This window comes from Streptomyces sp. NPDC047117, from assembly GCF_040643545.1.
GTDB lineage: Bacteria > Actinomycetota > Actinomycetes > Streptomycetales > Streptomycetaceae > Streptomyces.
Window position 1 is genome coordinate 16,679 of the sequence record NZ_JBEYUN010000033.1, and the last position, 18,221, is coordinate 34,899.

An 18,221-nucleotide genomic window follows, 5' to 3' on the forward strand; every position below is an offset into this window, starting at 1 on the left:
CGGAAGCCTTTTCATGAGCCTGACAGGACTGCTCGACGCCGTCGTACGGGACCCGGCGCTGGCCGAAGCGGTCGAGGCCGCCGTCGACGGGCACCGCCGCCATGTGGACCTGGTCGGCCCGCCGGCCGCCCGCCCGTTCGCCGTCGCCGCGCTGGCCCGCGATGCGCGGCGCCCGGTGCTCGCGGTCACCGCGACCGGCCGGGAGGCCGAGGACCTGGCGGCCGCGCTGCGCTCTGTGCTGCCCGCGGACGGCGTCGTGGAGTACCCGTCCTGGGAGACCCTGCCGCACGAACGTCTCTCGCCCCGCTCGGACACCGTCGGCCGCCGCCTCGCCGTGCTGCGCCGCCTGACCCACCCGAGCGAGGACGACCCGGCCGCCGGCCCCGTCTCCGTCGTCGTCGCGCCCGTCCGTTCCGTACTGCAGCCGCAGGTCAAGGGGCTCGGCGAGCTGGAGCCCGTCGCGCTGCGCACCGGGCAGACCGCCGACCTCGGCGAGGTCGTCGACGGGCTCGCGGCCGCCGCGTACGCCCGCGTCGAACTGGTCGAGAAGCGCGGCGAGTTCGCGGTCCGCGGCGGCATCCTGGACGTCTTCCCGCCCACCGAGGAACACCCCCTGCGGGTCGAGTTCTGGGGCGACGACGTCGAGGAGATCCGTTACTTCAAGGTCGCCGACCAGCGCTCCCTGGAGATCGCCGAGCACGGTCTGTGGGCACCGCCCTGCCGCGAGCTGCTGCTCACCGACTCCGTACGGGAGCGCGCGGCGGCCCTCGCCGAGGACCACCCCGAGCTGGGCGAACTGCTCGGAAAGATCGCCGAGGGCATCGCGGTCGAGGGCATGGAGTCCCTCGCCCCGGTCCTCGTGGACGACATGGAGCTGCTGCTCGACGTCCTCCCGGCCGGCGCCATGACCGTGGTCTGCGACCCCGAGCGGGTCCGTACGCGCGCCGCCGACCTGGTCGCCACCAGCCAGGAGTTCCTCCAGGCCTCCTGGGCCGCGACGGCCGGCGGGGGAGAGGCGCCGATCGACGTGGACGCGGCCTCCCTGTGGGGCATCGCCGACGTCCGCGACCGCGCCCGTGAGCTGGGCATGATGTGGTGGTCGGTCTCCCAGTTCGCCGCCGACGAGGCGGGCGCCGACGACGGCGACACCCTCAAGCTCGGCATGCACGCCCCCGAGACGTACAGAGGCGACACCCAGCGCGCGCTGGCCGACACCAAGCAGTGGCTGGCCGACGGCTGGCGCACGGTCTACCTCACCGAGGGCCACGGCCCCGCGGCCCGTACGGTCGAGGTGCTCGGCGGCGAGGGCATCGCCGCCCGCCTGGACCCGGAACTGGCGGAGATCTCCCCGTCCGTCGTGCACGTCTCCTGCGGTTCGATCGACAACGGCTTCGTCGATCCGCAGCTGAAGCTCGCGGTGCTCACCGAGACCGACCTCTCGGGCCAGAAGGCGGCCGGCAAGGACGCCACGCGGATGCCGGCCCGGCGCCGCAAGACCATCGACCCGCTCACCCTCGAAGCGGGCGACTACATCGTCCACGAACAGCACGGCGTGGGCCGGTACATCGAGATGATCCAGCGCACGGTCCAGGGCGCCACCCGCGAGTACCTCCTCGTGGAGTACGCGCCCGCCAAGCGCGGCCAGCCCGGCGACCGCCTCTACATCCCCACCGACCAGCTGGAGCAGGTCACCAAGTACGTCGGCGGCGAGGCCCCGACGCTGCACCGGCTCGGCGGCGCCGACTGGACCAAGACCAAGGCGCGCGCGAAGAAGGCCGTCAAGGAAATCGCCGCCGACCTGATCAAGCTCTACTCGGCGCGGATGGCGGCGCCCGGCCACGCCTTCGGCTCGGACACCCCCTGGCAGCGCGAGCTGGAGGACGCGTTCCCCTACGCGGAGACGCCCGACCAGCTCACCACCATCGCCGAGGTCAAGGAGGACATGGAGAAGACGGTCCCGATGGACCGGCTGATCTGCGGCGACGTCGGCTACGGCAAGACCGAGATCGCGGTCCGCGCGGCCTTCAAGGCGGTCCAGGACGGCAAGCAGGTCGCCGTGCTCGTGCCGACCACGCTGCTCGTGCAGCAGCACTTCGGCACCTTCACCGAGCGCTACGGCCAGTTCCCCGTGAACGTCCGCGCGCTCTCCCGCTTCCAGACCGAGACCGAGTCCAAGGCCACCCTCGAAGGGCTCAAGGACGGCTCCGTCGACATCGTCATCGGCACCCACCGCCTGTTCTCCTCCGAGACCAAGTTCAAGGACCTGGGCCTGGTCATCGTCGACGAGGAGCAGCGCTTCGGCGTCGAGCACAAGGAGCAGCTGAAGAAGCTCCGCGCCAACGTCGACGTGCTGACCATGTCCGCGACCCCCATCCCCCGTACGCTCGAAATGGCGGTGACGGGCATCCGCGAGATGTCCACCATCACCACCCCGCCCGAGGAGCGGCACCCCGTCCTCACCTTCGTCGGGCCGTACGAGGAGAAGCAGATCGGCGCCGCCATCCGCCGCGAACTGCTCCGCGAGGGCCAGGTCTTCTACATCCACAACCGTGTGGAGTCCATCGACCGCGCGGCCGCCCGGCTGCGCGAGATCGTCCCCGAGGCGCGCATCGCCACGGCCCACGGCCAGATGTCGGAATCCGCCCTCGAACAGGTCGTGGTCGACTTCTGGGAGAAGAAGTCCGACGTGCTGGTCGCCACGACCATCGTCGAGTCCGGCATCGACATCTCCAACGCCAACACCCTGATCGTCGAACGCGGCGACAACTTCGGCCTCTCCCAGCTCCATCAGCTGCGCGGCCGGGTCGGCCGTGGCCGCGAGCGCGGCTACGCCTACTTCCTCTACCCGCCGGAGAAGCCGCTCACCGAGACCGCGCACGAACGCCTGGCGACCATCGCCCAGCACACCGAGATGGGCGCCGGCATGTACGTCGCCATGAAGGACCTGGAGATCCGCGGCGCGGGCAACCTCCTCGGCGGCGAGCAGTCGGGCCACATCGCGGGCGTCGGCTTCGACCTGTACGTCCGCATGGTCGGCGAGGCCGTCGCGGACTACCGCGCCTCCCTGGAGGGCGGCGTGGAGGAGGAGCCGCCGCTGGAGGTCAAGATCGAGCTGCCGGTCGACGCGCACGTCCCGCACGACTACGCGCCCGGCGAGCGGCTGCGCCTCCAGGCGTACCGCGCGATCGCCTCCGCCGGCACCGAGGAGGACATCAAGGCCGTCCGCGAGGAGCTGACCGACCGTTACGGCAAGCTGCCCGAGCCGGTCGAGAACCTCCTGCTCGTCGCGGGCCTGCGGATGCTCGCCCGGGCCTGCGGCGTCACCGACATCACCCTCCAGGGCTCCAACGTTCGCTTCGGCCCGGTCGAGCTGCGCGAGTCCCAGGAGCTGCGGCTGAAGCGGCTGTACCCGCGTACGGTCATCAAGCCCGCCACCCACCAGGTCCTGGTGCCCCGCCCGACCACCGGCAAGATCGGCGGCAAGCCCGTCGTCGGCCGCGAACTGCTGTCGTGGGTCGGGGAGTTCCTGACGTCGATCCTGGGGTCGTGACGAGGAGCGGGGAGTTGCTGACGTCGGCCCTGGGGTCGTGACGAGGGCCGGGAGTTGCTGGTCGGTCCTGGGGGCGTGACGAGGACCGGGGAGATCCTGACGCCGGCCTTGGGTCGTGGCGGGGCCGGCGGCGCGTGGCGGGGCCGCGGTCCCGCCGCCCGTCAGTCCTTGCCGGCCCGTTTGAGGAGGGTCAGGCCGCCCGCCTCGCCGTCCGGTACGTAGACCGTGCCCGGGTGGCGGTCGGCGGCCTCCGTGACGGCCTGCGGCGTGGTCCGCCCGTCGCGGAGCTGGACCGCGACGTAGTCCGGGGCTATGCCGCGGGTGTCACCTATCCAGTACACCGTCGTACGCCCGGTGAGGCGGCTGATGGGCCGGACGTCGGCCTCGACGGTCGCGCCGTCGGGGACGCGGGCGAGCAGCGCCTCGGCCTGGGCGACGGAGGCCGGTACGCGGTACGTGGCCGCTTCGGTGAGCCGGGCCAGCGGCAGCGACGTGGTCAGCGCGAGCGCGGCGGCCGCCGCCGCGGCCGGCAGGTGCGCGGCGTAACCACGCAGCCAGGGACGGCCGCTCGTACGGAACCGGGGCAGCGCGTCGATCAGCGCCAGGAAGACCACCGGCATCAGGACGGCGCTGTAGTGCCAGTCGGTGCCCCAGTAGTGGTCGTCGTGCGAGACGAACCGCCAGCCGATCGTCGGGACGGCGGCGAGCAGCAGCGGTGAACGCAGCGCCAGCAGGCCCGTCGTGGGCAGCAGGGTCCACAGCAGCGTGCGGACGGCCGTGTCCAGGGGGATGACGGGGGCCGGGCCGCCGTCGCCGCTGAGCTTGGTCCAGTAGTCGTACGAGCCGGCGCCGTTGAACGCGGGGATGATCACGCCGAGGGTGAGGGCGGTGGCGGCGAGCCCGAAGACGGCCAGCGCGATGCCCGCGGGCACCGCCCGCCGCGCCCGGATCACGATGATCACGCCGATGGCCGCCGCGGTCACCCCCAGGTCCTCCTTGACCAGGACCAGCGGTGCCGCCCAGCAGGCCGCCGCGGTCCACCGCCCGCGCACCACCGCTTCCAGCGCGAAGGCGATCAGCGGCAGCGCGAACGCGATCTCGTGGAAGTCGAAGTCGACGGCGCGCTGCAGTCCCCAGGACAGTCCGTACGCCGCACCGATCGCGAGCCCGGCGCGGCGGCCGAGCAGCCGGGCCGCGCACCGGGTGACGGGGACGGCGGACAGCGCGAAGAGCGCGGCCTGCGCCGTGAGCAGCGTGATGGGGGAGGGGAGCAGCCGGTAGAGCGGGGCGAGCAGGGCGAGGACCGGGCTGAAGTGGTCCCCGAGGATGTTCGCGCCCGGCCCCTTGAGATCCGCGACCGGCGCCCGGAGATGCGCGTAGGACCGTATGACCTGCTCGAATATCCCGAGGTCCCAGGAGATCGTGCCCAGGGTGCGGTAGCGCTGCACGGACAGCGTGGTGAACAGGGCGAAGAGGACGACGGCCGTCCAGTACGGGTCCAGGCGCGGGGCGCGGAGCGCGGCGGCCGCGCCGCGAAGGCGGCCCGGTCCGCGCCCGGGGCGGTCTTCGGCCGCGGCCGGGGTCCGGGTGCCGGCGTCGCCCGCCGCGGTGGCTGCGGCCGTTTCCATGCGGATCCTTACTCTGTCGACTTCCGAAAAGGTACTCGAAACCTTCGAATCGGACGGCTCGTCCTACACGTCGGACGGCCCGTGCTGCACGTCGGGCGGTTCGTCCTGCACGTCGGACGGTTCGCCCTGCACGTCGGACGGCTCGTCCTGCACGTCGGACGGCCCGTGCTGCACGTCGGACGGTTCGTCCTGCGTCGGACGGCCCGTCGTGCGGGGTGGCCGTCGTACGGTCACCCGGTGACGGCACGCGCCGCCGCGCTCCGCCGCCCGTCCTGCCTCAACCGAAGATTGGATGCCCCCTTGATACGGTCCGCGCTTCCCCTGCGCCGCGCCGCGCTCCCCGCTGCCGCCCTGGCCGCGACGCTCGCCCTGGCCGGCTGCACCCCGTCGGGCGGCTCTCCCCAGGGAGACGGACGGGGCAGCCCGGACGTTCCCTCGGTGACCGGCGAACCGGGCAGCGCGCTGTCGGGGCTCGGCTCGCTGACGGTCAAGGGCCGCGCCCCGAAGACCGGCTACGAGCGGGAGCGGTTCGGTACCGCCTGGGCCGACACCGACAGCAACGGCTGCCCGACGCGCGAGGACATCCTCAAGCGTGACCTGACGCGGGTGCGTTTCCAGGACGGGCACTGCAAGGTGGCCTCGGGCGAGCTGTCGAAGGATCCGTACACGGGGCAGCGGGTGTTCTTCCGGCGCGGCGACAGCCTGGTCGACATCGACCATGTGGTGGCGCTGTCGGACGCCTGGCAGAAGGGCGCCGGGCAGTGGCCGGCCGCCAAGCGGATCGCGCTGGCCAACGATCCGCTGAACCTCATCGCCGTCGGTGCCTCCGCCAACCGGCAGAAGAGCGACGGCGACGCGGCCACCTGGCTCCCGGCCGCCAAGAGCTACCGCTGCGACTACATCGCCCACCAGGTCGCGGTGAAGAAGAAGTACGGCCTGTGGGTCACCCGGGCGGAGAAGGCCGCGATGGGCAAGGTCCTCCGCACCTGCCCGGCCGAGAAGCTCCCCACCGGCGGCAACCCCACCGCGGCCCCACCCCGCTTCCACGCGAAGTAGCGTCCCCGGCCGCAGCCGCATGCCGGGCGGGTGCCCGGCGTGCGGCCTCGTCCCGCGTCCCTGCGCAGCAGGGGCCTCACCCCGCTTCCGCATGAAGCGGGGGAACGCACCGGGGCCCGGCCGTGGTGGCCGGGCCCCGTCGCGGAACTGCTCCGGGGGTTACAGCTTCAGCTCCCACTGGGCCGCGTCCAGCTCCAGGCCCGGCGCCACCTCGACGTCGAGGTTCTTCGCGGAGGCCGGGGCGTCGAAGGCGAACTCCACGGAGGCCGACTTGCCCGGCAGGATCTTGCCGGTGAAGCCCTTGCCGACCGAGCCGTCGAATATCTGCTCGGCGTTCTTGCCGTCCTCGCCGGCCCGCGCCTCGACCAGGGTCAGCGTGCTGTCGAACTTCTCCTTGCCCTTGTTCTCCAGCTGCACGGTGATCTTGTAGGCCTTGTTGCTGCCCTTGTGGCCGACGGCGAAGTCGTCGGGGCTGTACGAGGTGGCCTTGGAGACCGTGACGCTCAGCCCGCTGTCGTACTCGGCGGTGTCACCGGCGTGCAGCGCCTCGCCCTCCGAGCCGCTCGCGCCGCCCTCGGTGGCGGCGGCGTCCTCACCCTTCGTGCCGGTCTTCGGCTGCGCCGTGGACGTCTCCAGCGACTTGTTGATCTCGTCCACCGCGCCCTTGACCGCGGTGAAGGTGATCACTGCGCCGATCACCGCCGCCACCATCGCGGCGATGCCCAGCAGCAGGCCGGCGAGCGCGACCCCCTTATTGGTGGCCTGACCGCGCTTGACGCGGCTGCGGCCGACCAGGCCGAAGATCAGGGCCAGCAGACCGAGCGTGCCGGCGAGCCAGAACAGCAGCGGTATCAGGCCGGACAGCACGCCGATCACGCCGAGCACGAGGGCCGCGACACCCAGGCCGTTGCGCGCGGTCTGCGGCGCCGGGGCGCCCATCGGAGCCGGCGGACCGGGCGGGAACTGCATCTGCTGGGACATGGCTGTGGGTCCCTTCCGGGAGTCTCGATCGGTTCTGGCGAAGCGACCTGAAGGAGAAAGAGGAGAAAAACGGAGAGAGCGGAGAAAGCCGAGAAAGGTGGAGCAGGTACCGCGATGGCTCAATAACACCAGAGGCTGTGAACCGAGTCAACACGATTCACGGGAAAGTGTGTATTCACGCCGTGAAAGGGTTGGCGGTGGCGTCGTGGGTATGCTCGCTGACACAGGCGTCACAGCGCGCGACGGAGCGACGGGACGGGAGCCAGTCAGGTGCCGGACAACGCAACACCGGAGACCCCGGCGGAGACCCCGCTGGAAGCCGCGGTCGCGGCGGAGGTGACCGCTGCGGGCATCGCGCGCCTGGCAGGCGTGGGACGGGCCGCGGTCAGCAACTGGCGTCGCCGTCACGCCGACTTCCCCAAACCGGTCGGCGGGACGGAGGCCAGCCCCGCCTTCGCGCTGACCGCCGTCGAGCAGTGGCTGCGCGATCAGGGCAAGCTCGCCGAAGTCCCGCTGCGCGAGCGGGTGTGGCAGCAGGTCGCGGGCCACCCGGCCGGCGCCGCGGTCGCCCTGCGGCACGTCGGCGCCGTCCTCCTCCTCGTACGCGACCGCCCCGCCGTCTGGCGCGGGCTGGCCAGGGCCGGTGACGACGCCGAGCTGACCGGCCTCCTGCCGCCCGCCCTGGACGCCGTCCTGACCGCCCGGCTCGGCCCCGCCCACCCCGTCACCGGCCTCACCCGCGAGGCCCTCGCCCCCTCCAGCGCCCTGGTGCGGGCGGCGGCGGAGCTGGCCGAGGAGGCCGAAGGCGCGCCGCACGCCTACGAGTTCCTGCTCGGCCGCCACCTGGACGCCAACCCCCGGCAGTACACCCTCACCCCGCCCGGCCTCGCCGCCCTCATGGCCGAGCTGGCCGGCCCCGCCGCGGCCGTCCTCGACCCGGCGGCGGGCACCGGCACGCTGCTGCACCCCCTGCGGGAGCCCGCCGCCGGGGACGGCCCGGACGACGCGGCGCCCCTCGGCGAGGGACACACCCCACCCGGTACGGGCGGAGCGGACCGCGGCGGAGTCGGGGCGCCGCGGGGACCCGCCGCGCTGTACGGGCAGGAGTCCGACGCCGATCTCGCCGCGCTCACCGCCCTGCGCCTGGCCCTGCAAGCACCGGAGACCCGGGTCCGGGTGCAGGCCGCCGACACCCTGCGCGCCGACGCCTTCCCCGACCTGGCGGTCGACGCCGTCCTCAGCCACCCGCCCTTCAATGAGCGCAACTGGGGGCACGACACCCTCGCCTACGATCCCCGCTGGGAGTACGGCTTCCCCGCCCGCACGGAATCGGAGCTGGCCTGGGTCCAGCACGCCCTGGCCCGTCTCCGGGACGGCGGTACGGCCGTCCTGCTCATGCCGCCCGCCGCCGCCTCCCGCCGCTCCGGCCGCCGCATCCGCGCCGACCTGCTGCGCCGCGGCGCGCTGCGGGCCGTCATCGCCCTGCCCGCCGGCGCGGCCCCGCCGTACGGCATCCCGCTGCACCTCTGGGTGCTGCACCGGCCGGGCAGCGCCCCGCCGCCCGCCCCGCACCTCCTCGTCGTCGACACCGCCGAACTGGCCCCGGGCGGCCGCGACAAGCTCGACTGGCAGACGGTGCGCTCCACGGTCCTGGACGCCTGGCGGGCCTTCGACCACGCGGGTGGCATCGAGGAACGGCCGGGCGTACGGCGCTCGCTGGCCGCCATCGACCTGCTCGACGACGACGTCGACCTCGCCCCCGCCCGGCACCTCCCGCCGCCCGCCGCGGCCGGCGGCCCCGCCGAACTGGCCCGCGCGCACGAGGAGCTGACCGCGGCCCTCGCCCGTACGGCCGACCTCGCCCCGGCCCCCGCACCCGCCGGCCGGGCGGCGCCCGCGCGCTGGCCGCTGACCACCGTCGGCGAGCTGGCCCGGGCCGGCGCGCTGCTGCTGCGGGCCGGCGGACCCGGCACCGCGGCGCCGGGCGAGGGCCCCGTCCAGCTCACCGAGCACGACGTCATCGGCGGCACGCCGCCCTCCGGCACCCTCCCCGAACCGGGCACCGGCGACGCCCCCGAGGAGCCCGTCCTCCTCCGGGCGGGCGACGTCGTCGTGCCCGTGCTGGGCGGCGGGGCCATCGCCCGGGTCGCCGACGCCGCCACCGAAGGCGCGGCGCTCGGCCGGAACCTCTTCCTGCTGCGGCCCGACCCGGCCGCGCTGGACCCCTGGTTCCTGGCCGGGTTCCTGCGCGGCACCGCCAACAACCGCCAGGCCAGCAGCTACGCCTCCACCGCCACCCGGCTCGACGTCCGCCGCCTCCAACTGCCCCGGCTGCCCCCGGCCGAGCAGCGCGCGTACGGCGAACGCTTCCGGGCGCTCGCCGCCTTCGAGGAAGCGCTGCGGGACTCGGCCCGCCTGGGGGAGCGGCTGACGCAGGGCCTCTACGACGGCCTGACGGACGGTTCCCTGCCGCCGGGGTGAGTCCACGGCAGGTTTTCGGGGCAGGCTCTCCGGGCACTCGGCGTCTCCGTCCGGCGGCCGGGCGGCGGTTGTGACCGGACCGCGATGCGGTTCCGTACAACCCCGGCGGCAGTGTCGGTGTCGGTATATACGCTCGGAAAGACCCGCCCCGACAAAAACCGCCACGACGGCCATACCGACCAGGAGCAGCAATGCACGGCCCAGCCCCGGCTCCGCCGCCGCCCCGCCCCCTCCGGTTCGGTACGGCCGTGCTGCTCCGGGTGGTCCTCGTGGGCGTCGCCGTGCTCAGCCTCGGCATGCTCGCCTGGGTGGCGCTGCTGCGCGCCGCGCTGGTGCACCGGCGGCCGGTCGCCTGGTGGCTCTTCGGCGTGGACGCGGGCCTGGTCATGCCCCTGTTCGCCGTACTCGGTTCGGTGCCCGAGAACGACTGGCGCGGGGACGCCGCGATGGTGCTGATCCTCCTTCAGATGGCCGCCGCCGTCGCGTACTACCTCGCCGTCGACATCCGCGCCCGCGCCCGCTCCCTCGCGGCGTACCCGCCCGACCACAGCCGGACCACGCAGCCGCACGGGGCAGCCCCGTACGGCGCACCCGCGTACGGCATCCCCGCCCACGGGGCCCCGGCGTACGGGACACCTGCGTACGGAGCCCCTGCGTACGGCACAGCTGCGTACGGAGCACCCGGCGGCCCGGGCGCAACGGCAGCCCCGAACACACCGGCCGGATACGCCGCTCCGGCAACCGCCCCGGGAACCGGATACGCCGCTCCGGCAACCGCCCCGGGAACCGGATACGCCGCTCCGGCAACCGGTCACGCAGCTCCGGCCCGGCCGCAGCGCATCGAGCAGGTGCGGGCCGAACTGGACGAGCTGAGCGACTACCTCCGGCGGAGCGACGGCTCCCCGGGTAACGGCTCCGCGGGTGACGGCCGCGGGGGTCGGGAGCCGTACGAGGAGGGGAGGCCGTGAACGGCAGAGTCATCACCGGGCGGTACGAACTCTCCGCACTGCTCGGCCAGGGCGGCATGGGCCAGGTCTGGATCGCCTACGACCGCCGCCTGGACCGCCGCGTCGGCGTCAAACTGCTCCGCCCCGACCGGCTGGCCGGCGCCCCGGACGCCGAGGAGCTGCGCCACCGCTTCGCGCGCGAGTGCCGGGTGACCGCGCAGGTCGACCACCCGGGCCTGGTCACCGTGCACGACGCGGGCAGCGACGGCGACGACCTCTACCTGGTCATGCAGTACGTGGAGGGGGCCGACCTGGCGGACCACCTCGCCGAGCACGACCCGTACCCCTGGACCTGGGCGGTGTGCGTGGCCGCCCAGCTCTGCGCGGTGCTGGCGTCCGTGCACGCGGTACCGATCGTGCACCGCGACCTCAAGCCCCGGAACGTCATGGTCAAGGCGGACGGCACCGTCACCGTCCTGGACCTCGGCATCGCCTCGGCGCTGGACACCGACACCACCCGACTCACCCACACCGGCTCGCCCATCGGCAGCCCCGCCTACATGGCGCCCGAGCAGGCCATGGGCGGCACGGTCGGCCCGTACACCGACCTGTACGCGCTCGGGGTGCTGCTGCACGAACTGCTCAGCGGTTCCGTGCCGTTCGCCGGTTCCACGGCGCTCGGCGTGCTGCACCGGCATCTGTACGAGCAGCCGGTACCGGTGCGGCAACTGCGGGCCGACGTCCCGGCGGAGCTGGAGGCGCTGGTGCTGCGGCTGCTGGCCAAGGACCCCGAGCACCGCCCGGCCGACGCGCAGGAGGTGTACCAGGCGCTGGCTCCCCTCCTGCCCCGCGCGGGCGCGGGAGGCGGGACCGAAGGGGCCGGCGGGCTGCCGCTGCCCGTCGCGCCCATGGACCCGACCCGGCCCTTCCTGCTTCCGCACGCACCGTGGCCGGGACGGGCGGGCCGCCCGCCGGGCGCGCCCCGGGCGGCGGCCACGGCCGTGGCGACGGCGGTCACGCCCGTACCGGCGCCGAGCGCAGCCGTACCGGCGCCGCGCACGGCAGCGGCGGAGGCCCCGGCCGAGGCGTACCCGCTCGCCCCGCCCGCCATCGCCGTCCCCGTGCCGTTCGCCCCGGCCGTCGCTGCCGCCGCCGTCCCGCCCCCGATGGCCGTGAGCACGGACCCGCGCACCTCCGGACCGGCGCCCGTACCCGTACCCGCCCCCGCGGCCGTGACCGGCGGGCCGGGCGCCGCCACCGTGGACGTCGCCGCCGCCGTCGAAGAGGTCAAGCGGCTGCTCGACCACGGGCGGATCACGCAGGCCGTGGACATCCTCGGCGGCATCCTGCCGGCCGCGGCCGCACGGCACGGCGCGCACTCACCGGTCGTCCGTACGCTGCGCAAGCAGTACGCCGCCACGCTCATGGACGACGGGCAGTACCGCCGCGCGCTGCCGGAACTACGGTTGCTGGCGGAGGAGTTCGCGCGCGACTCCGGGCCGCGCGCGGGACGCCAGGCGCTGCAGTTCCGCTTCGAGGCCGCCCAGTGCCTGGAGCAGCTGGGCGAGGCCGCGGCCGCCCTGGAGGAGTACCGCACGCTGCTGCCGCACTTCGAAGCGGCGCCCGAGGACCCCGTACGCCCGCTGGAGATACGCCGTTCCATCGGCCACCTGCTGCTGGCGCTCGGCGAGCGCGGCGCGGCGCAGGAGACGCTCGCCCGGCTGCTGTACGACGCGGAGCGGGTGCACGGCGCGCACCACGCGTTCCCGGCCGAGGTGCGCCGCACCCTGGAGTGGCTGGCCCGCGTCCGCTGAACGGGGCGGTGGCGCCGGGGCGCAGCGTCCCTCGTAGACGGGGGACACCTGCCGGACACGGGGTACGAAACACAAAAGTGCCGCAATCGTTGGTCGAATTGCTGGTCCGCGTCGCGCGGACTCCATACCATCGATCAACGCCAGGACCGATACGCCCGCGAGGTGCTGAAGGCCCCCCGCTGCGTTCATGATCTTCGCCGGGAGGCCGAATGCTCCGCCGTAGGACTGCGCTCGCCGTTTCCGCCGCCGCGCTCGTGGCGGCCCCGCTCCTGTCCGCCTGCGGCAGCGACGCGCACCCCGGTGCCGCGGCCGTCGTGGGAGGCGAGCGGATCACCGTGGCGCAGCTCCAGGCGCGGGTGAAGAACGTCCGTACCGCCCAGGAGGGCGCCCCGCAGGGCGCGCAGATGATCCAGAACACCGGACGGCTCAGCGTGACCATGCTCAACAGCATGATCTTCGACCGGGTGCTGGCACGCAGCGCGAAGGACGCCGGCGTCGAGGCCAGCCGGTCCGACGTACAGAAGTGGCGCAACACCGCCGAGCGGCGGGCCGGCGGCGCCGAGCGGCTGAAGGCGATGTCGCTCCAGCAGGCCATCGCGCCGGGCGAGATCGACGGCATGGCCCGCAACCAGATCCTGATGGACGGGATCGCGAAGAAGCTCGGCGTGAACCGCCAGACGCCGCAGGGGCAGCAGAAGCTCGCCGAGGCACTGGCCAAGAGCTCGCGCGACCTCGGCATCGACGTGAACCCGCGCTTCGGCAAGTGGAACGACCGCCAGGTCATGCTCGGCGAGGCGAAGACCCCGTGGGTGCGTACGGAGCAGAAGCAGCAGGTCTGAGACCGGGGCGGCAGGCCCGGCCTGCCGCCGCCTCCGGCCCGGCGGTGCGTTACGTTCGACGGGTGAACGCTTCCGCCACCGGCCGCCTGGTCCTGCTCACCACCAGCCACCGGGTCGCACCCGGCCTGCTGTCCTGGCCCGCGTGGCAGACGCTGCGCACCGCCGACCGCGTGCTGTGCGGCGACCCCGACCACCCGCAGCTGCCCTACCTCGCCGAGGCGGGCATCGCGGCCGAGACCGCCGAGCCCACCGCCCGCGAGCTGGTCGACTACTGCGTGACCGGGGCCCGTACGGCCGTCGTGCTGACCTCGGCCGCCGGGGAGAGCGCGCTGACCGACGGGCTCGCCCGCCTCGCCGGTTCGGGGCGCGAGGCGATGCCCGACCTGGAGCTGCTGCCCGGTTCGTACGATCTGCCCGGCGCCCGGCTGCTGGACCTCGTACAGGTCATGGACCGGATCCGGGTCGCCTGCCCGTGGAGCGGCGTCCGGACCCACGAGGATCTGGCGAAGTACGGCCTGGAGGAGATGTACGAGCTGGTCGAGGCGATCGAGGAGGGCGACCGGGAGGCGCTGGCCGAGGAGCTGGGCGACGTACTGCTCCAGGTCGTCTTCCACTCCCGGATCGCGCAGGACGACCCCGACGAGCCGTTCTCCGTCGACGACGTCGCGGGCATCATCGTCGACAAGCTGATCAACCGGCACCCGCACGTCTTCGGCGACGAGGAGGCCGCGACACCGGAGGACGTCCGGGCGCACTGGCTGCGCACCAAGGCCGAGGAGAAGCAGCGCGAGTCGGTGACGGACGGCGTACCGCTGGGGCAGCCGGCGCTGGCGCTGGCCGCGAAGCTGGCCTCCCGGGCCCGTACCGCCGGCCTCGACGTGCCGGTCACGGGCGAGGGCATCGGCTACGAACTGCTGGCGCTGGCCGCGCGGGCCCAGGAAGAGGGCACCGACCCGGAAACCGCCTTGCGGGCGGCGGCACGTACGTACCGGGACGCGATTGTGGCGGCGGAGCGGGCGCTCTAGCTGATTCCTGGCAGGACCCCTCCCTCTCCCCAACCACAGGGAGTCGAGCCGGGGACGGCGTCACACCCACCCACCCCCCACCCCCACGGCGAAAGCCCCTCCCCCACCTCCACCGCACTCCCACAAACGCTACCGGCCGCAACTGACAGTGACCGGGCCCTGTGGACAACCGGTTACGGTCAAGGGGTGCACGACTCCACTGCTTCCGCCCCCGCCTGTCCCGAGCTCTTCACCTGGGAGTTCGCCGCCGATCCGTATCCCGCGTACGCCTGGCTCCGGGAGCACGCGCCGGTGCGCAGGACCACGCTGCCCAGCGGCGTCGAGGCCTGGCTGGTCACCCGCTACGCCGACGCGCGCGAGGCGCTGGCCGACCCCCGGCTGTCGAAGAACCCGCAGCACCACAGCGAGGCCGCGCACGGCAAGGGCAAGGTCGGCATCCCCGGCGAGCGCAGCGCCAACCTGATGACGCACCTGCTCAACATCGACCCGCCGGACCACACCCGGCTGCGCCGCCTCGTCGCCAAGGCGTTCACCCCACGCACCGTGGCCCGGTTCGCGCCGCGCGTGCAGGAGCTGACCGACCAGCTGATCGACGGCTTCGCGGCGCGCGGCGAGGCCGACCTCATCCACGAGTTCGCCTTCCCGCTCCCCATCTACGCGATCTGCGACCTGCTGGGCGTGCCGCGCGAGGACCAGGACGACTTCCGGGACTGGGCCGGGATGATGATCCGGCACGGCGGAGGACCGCGCGGCGGGGTCGCCCGGTCCGTGAAGAAGATGCGTGCGTATCTGGCCGACTTGATCCACCGCAAGCGGGAGACGCTGGCGGCCGAGGAGACCGGGGACGAGGATCTGATCTCGGCCCTCATCCGGGCCTCCGACCACGGCGAGCACCTCACCGAGAACGAGGCGGCGGCGATGGCGTTCATCCTGCTCTTCGCCGGGTTCGAGACGACGGTCAACCTGATCGGGAACGGTACGTACGCGCTGCTGCGCAACCCCGAGCAGCGGGCGCGGCTGCAGGCCGCGCTGGCCGCGGGCGACGAGGAACTGCTCGCGACCGGGGTCGAGGAACTGCTGCGCTACGACGGGCCGGTGGAGCTGGCGACCTGGCGGTTCGCGACGGAGGAGCTGACCATCGGCGGGCAGACGGTCGCCGCTGGCGACCCCGTACTGGTCGTGCTGGCGGCCGCGGACCGGGACCCGGAGCGCTTCGAGGAGCCGGACACGCTGGACCTCGGGCGCCGCGACAACCAGCACCTCGGGTACGGGCACGGCATCCACTACTGCCTGGGCGCGCCGCTGGCCCGCCTCGAAGGCCGTACGGCGCTGGCGACCCTGCTGGCCCGGCTGCCCGATCTGGAGGCGGCTGCGGATCCGGACGATTTGCGGTGGCGCGGCGGCCTGATCATGCGCGGTCTCCGGGCCCTGCCGGTGCGGTTCACACCGGAGCAATCGGGCGCTTCGGACGGGGCGTCAGAACGGGCATTCCCGCAGGTACCGGAACGAGACAAGGGTGCGGACCAGGGCCTGAACTGACGTGGCGTCAGCGGCGTGATCTACGCGTGATCTCCGCTACACCGGCTTGAGACCGGACCGGGCCCCCGCTACCTTGCGTGCGACAACTCAAGCCGCCGCTCGAAAGGCACTCGCATGCGCTCCGGCAACGGTAGACACCGCCGCCCCCGCCAGGCCCCCGCCCTCCTGGTGGCGGCCTCCGTCACGGGTGCAGGCCTGGCCCTGCCGCTGCTGACGGCGGGCGGCGCGCAGGCCGCCGACACCGCCACCTGGGACCGCGTCGCGATGTGCGAGAGCGGCGGCATGTGGAGCGCCAACGCCGGCAACGGCTTCTACGGAGGGCTCCAGCTGACCCTCCAGATGTGGCGGGACTACGGCGGCGAGTCCTACGCCGAGCGCCCGGACCTCGCCAGCCGCTCCCAGCAGATCGCGGTCGCCGAGTCGATCCTGAACGACCGCGGCCCGGACGCCTGGCCCAGCTGCGCCGTCAATGCCCGGCTGGACGTGGACGGCCTGATACCCGACGTGGACCCGGGCGGGTCGGAGACGCCCGACCCGCAGCCCTCGGAGTCCGGCGACGAAGCCTCTGCCGGTACGGGCGACGAAGACGGCGCAGACACGGCGCAGCCGTCCGGCGACGCCTCCGCCGAGCCCTCCGGCGACGCCACGAGCCCGTCGGCGGACGAGCCCGACGCCGAGCCGTCCGGCGACGCCACCTCCAAGCCGTCCGACGGCGCCACGGACAAGGGCGCCGGGGATGCCGAGGACGCCGACAAGGGTTCCGGCGCGGGCTCCGGCGAGGACTCCGCGGGGCAGCGCGCCGGCGACTCCGCCGACCGGTCCTCCGGCGACGCTTCCACGCCCTCCGGCGACGCTTCCACGCCCTCCGGCGACGCGTCCGCGCCCTCCGGCGACCCCTCGGCCCCCGGTACCGGCCGCCACCGCGGTTCGGCGGGTGACGGCGCGGACGAGAAGGCGGACGGCAAGGGGAAGGACGGCCGTTCCGCGGGGCGGCACGCCTCGCGCGGCGGCGACGCGCACCGCGGTACCTCGGGGGGCGACGACACGTACACGGTGCGGCCCGGCGACAGCCTGTCCGCGATCGTCGAGGAGCGCGGGCTGGCCGGGGGCTGGACCGGCCTGTACGACGCCAACGAGGGCGTCATCGGGACCGATCCGGACCTTATCCACCCTGGTCAGCGGCTCGTTCTGGGGCAGTGACGGAGGGGGCGGGCGGCATAAGTGCGGCCGGGTTGTACCCAATTGGGGAAAGTGAGACATGGGTCTCGTCCCGGAGCGTTTCCGCCCGCCGTGTCCGTTGTTTCCATACCGTGTTCGACCTGCGCAAACGGATGGTTTCGATGATCGAAAACGGTCAACTGTCCTACGAAAGAGTGGTTTGAACCGCCGAGGGGTGTGTGTTTACGTTCTTCACCGCTCGCACCAAGCGAGCCCGCCGATCATTCGCCGAATCCTGCCGGTGATCGGTCGGACAACCGTCGCGCAAGCGCCGTAGGCAGGAGCGGGGGACCCAAGGTAAGTGCCGTCACCGCAGTGGAAACGCAGCGGGCGGCTTGGGGTGAAGCCGGGTGTGCGGACAGCGCATCCGGCCGGGCCACTCACAGCCCGAACCCGACAGCTCACCTCGCAGGCGTCGGTGAGGAAGAACAACCATGCTCAAGGGCAAGCACCGCCGCCCCTCGAAGGCCGTCCGCGTCGTCACGCTCGCCGGTGTCGCCGGCGCCGCCGTGGCCGTCCCGCTGATGACCGCCGGTTCCGCCAACGCCGCCTCGGTCGCCACCTGGGACAAGGTCGCCCAGTGCGAGTCCGGCGGCAACTGGTCGATCAACACCGGTAACGGCTACTACGGTGGCCTGCAGTTCAACAACCAGTCCTGGGCCGCCGCGGGCGGTACCAAGTACGCGCCGCGTGCCGACCTGGCCACCAAGGACCAGCAGATCGCCACCGCCGAGAAGCTGCTCGCCATGCAGGGCCCGGGTGCCTGGGGCTGCGCCGGTGCCGGCGGCCTGACCTCCGGTGGCCCGGCCGCGCAGGTGGACACCGGCTCCGGCCAGGCCCAGCAGCAGGCCCCGAAGCAGGAGGCCCCCAAGCAGCAGGCCGCCCCCCAGCAGGAGGCGCCGAAGCAGCAGGCCGCCCCGAAGCCGCAGCCGGTGCAGCCCAAGGCCGCCCCGAAGCAGGGCCACGGCAACTACACCGTGAAGTCCGGCGACACCCTGGGCAAGATCGCCAAGGCGCACGGCAAGAACTGGAAGACGGTCTACGAGAACAACAAGTCGACCGTCGGTGACAACGCCGACCTGATCTTCCCGGGCCAGAAGCTCGAGGTCTGATCCGCCTCTGACGGGTCCTGACAGGCCCCCG

The 18,221-nt window shown here is 73.5% G+C and carries 13 protein-coding genes and 1 riboswitch; of the genes, 10 read left to right on the forward strand and 3 right to left on the reverse strand.

What is annotated here, in order from left to right:
- Positions 1 to 13: 13 nt before the first annotated feature.
- Positions 14 to 3,550 (forward strand): transcription-repair coupling factor, encoded by a 3,537-nt coding sequence (mfd, locus tag ABZ840_RS36235; protein WP_361567850.1) that lies wholly within the window; start codon positions 14 to 16, stop codon positions 3,548 to 3,550.
- 161 nt (positions 3,551 to 3,711) lie between these two features.
- Here mfd and ABZ840_RS36240 read toward each other — a convergent pair whose 3' ends face one another.
- Entirely contained in the window at positions 3,712 to 5,178 is a 1,467-nt protein-coding gene (locus tag ABZ840_RS36240) for a DUF2079 domain-containing protein (RefSeq protein WP_361567852.1), read from the reverse strand.
- 63 nt (positions 5,179 to 5,241) lie between these two features.
- Entirely contained in the window at positions 5,242 to 5,412 is a 171-nt protein-coding gene (locus ABZ840_RS36245; protein ID WP_361567855.1) for a hypothetical protein, read from the reverse strand.
- A 3-nt stretch (positions 5,413 to 5,415) separates the two neighbouring features.
- Between ABZ840_RS36245 and ABZ840_RS36250 the strand changes: the two genes are divergently transcribed.
- A complete protein-coding gene (locus ABZ840_RS36250; RefSeq protein ID WP_361567857.1) occupies positions 5,416 to 6,234 on the forward strand; it encodes an HNH endonuclease family protein in 819 nt (272 codons plus the stop codon).
- Between the two features lie 159 nt (positions 6,235 to 6,393).
- Here the strand turns inward: ABZ840_RS36250 and ABZ840_RS36255 are convergent, their stop codons facing one another.
- Positions 6,394 to 7,215 carry a DUF4190 domain-containing protein gene (locus ABZ840_RS36255; RefSeq protein WP_361567859.1) on the reverse strand — a complete coding sequence of 274 codons (822 nt, stop codon included), beginning with the start codon at positions 7,213 to 7,215 and terminating at the stop codon, positions 6,394 to 6,396.
- Positions 7,216 to 7,527: 312 nt separating this feature from the next.
- Between ABZ840_RS36255 and ABZ840_RS36260 the strand changes: the two genes are divergently transcribed.
- The 8 genes from ABZ840_RS36260 (at position 7,528) to ABZ840_RS36295 (ending at position 18,190) form a co-directional block, all read left to right on the forward strand.
- Positions 7,528 to 9,696 carry an N-6 DNA methylase gene (locus ABZ840_RS36260; protein WP_361567909.1) on the forward strand — a complete coding sequence of 723 codons (2,169 nt, stop codon included), beginning with the start codon at positions 7,528 to 7,530 and terminating at the stop codon, positions 9,694 to 9,696.
- Between the two features lie 191 nt (positions 9,697 to 9,887).
- Complete coding sequence (locus tag ABZ840_RS36265) at positions 9,888 to 10,664, forward strand: hypothetical protein (protein WP_361567862.1); 777 nt, start codon at positions 9,888 to 9,890, stop codon at positions 10,662 to 10,664.
- Positions 10,661 to 12,457: a protein kinase gene (locus ABZ840_RS36270; protein ID WP_361567864.1), complete on the forward strand. Its 1,797-nt coding sequence runs from the start codon at positions 10,661 to 10,663 to the stop codon at positions 12,455 to 12,457. The genes ABZ840_RS36265 and ABZ840_RS36270 overlap by 4 nt, the downstream gene beginning before the upstream one ends.
- A 209-nt stretch (positions 12,458 to 12,666) precedes the next feature.
- Positions 12,667 to 13,296 (forward strand): SurA N-terminal domain-containing protein, encoded by a 630-nt coding sequence (locus ABZ840_RS36275; RefSeq protein ID WP_361567866.1) that lies wholly within the window; start codon positions 12,667 to 12,669, stop codon positions 13,294 to 13,296.
- A 62-nt stretch (positions 13,297 to 13,358) separates the two neighbouring features.
- The gene (locus ABZ840_RS36280; protein WP_361567868.1) at positions 13,359 to 14,321 is read left to right on the forward strand and encodes a nucleoside triphosphate pyrophosphohydrolase; all 963 of its coding nucleotides are present in this window, start codon (positions 13,359 to 13,361) and stop codon (positions 14,319 to 14,321) included.
- A 186-nt stretch (positions 14,322 to 14,507) separates the two neighbouring features.
- Complete coding sequence (locus tag ABZ840_RS36285; protein WP_361567870.1) at positions 14,508 to 15,860, forward strand: cytochrome P450; 1,353 nt, start codon at positions 14,508 to 14,510, stop codon at positions 15,858 to 15,860.
- A gap of 114 nt (positions 15,861 to 15,974) precedes the next feature.
- Complete coding sequence (locus tag ABZ840_RS36290; RefSeq protein WP_361567873.1) at positions 15,975 to 17,060, forward strand: transglycosylase family protein; 1,086 nt, start codon at positions 15,975 to 15,977, stop codon at positions 17,058 to 17,060.
- Between the two features lie 234 nt (positions 17,061 to 17,294).
- Positions 17,295 to 17,508, forward strand: a riboswitch (cyclic di-AMP (ydaO/yuaA leader).
- A 4-nt stretch (positions 17,509 to 17,512) separates the two neighbouring features.
- On the forward strand, positions 17,513 to 18,190 hold the full coding sequence (locus tag ABZ840_RS36295; RefSeq protein WP_361567875.1) for a transglycosylase family protein: 678 nt from the start codon (positions 17,513 to 17,515) through the stop codon (positions 18,188 to 18,190).
- Positions 18,191 to 18,221: the final 31 nt, after the last annotated feature.

Excerpts from the sequence above, each read along its gene's own strand:
- ABZ840_RS36295 (WP_361567875.1), top strand. The coding sequence starts at position 17,513 with ATGCTCAAGGGCAAGCACCGCCGCCCCTCGAAGGCCGTCCGCGTCGTC.
- ABZ840_RS36265 (WP_361567862.1), top strand. The coding sequence starts at position 9,888 with ATGCACGGCCCAGCCCCGGCTCCGCCGCCGCCCCGCCCCCTCCGGTTC.
- mfd (WP_361567850.1), top strand. The coding sequence starts at position 14 with ATGAGCCTGACAGGACTGCTCGACGCCGTCGTACGGGACCCGGCGCTG.
- ABZ840_RS36255 (WP_361567859.1), bottom strand. The coding sequence starts at position 7,215 with ATGTCCCAGCAGATGCAGTTCCCGCCCGGTCCGCCGGCTCCGATGGGC.
- ABZ840_RS36275 (WP_361567866.1), top strand. The coding sequence starts at position 12,667 with ATGCTCCGCCGTAGGACTGCGCTCGCCGTTTCCGCCGCCGCGCTCGTG.
- ABZ840_RS36240 (WP_361567852.1), bottom strand. The coding sequence starts at position 5,178 with ATGGAAACGGCCGCAGCCACCGCGGCGGGCGACGCCGGCACCCGGACC.
- ABZ840_RS36290 (WP_361567873.1), top strand. The coding sequence starts at position 15,975 with ATGCGCTCCGGCAACGGTAGACACCGCCGCCCCCGCCAGGCCCCCGCC.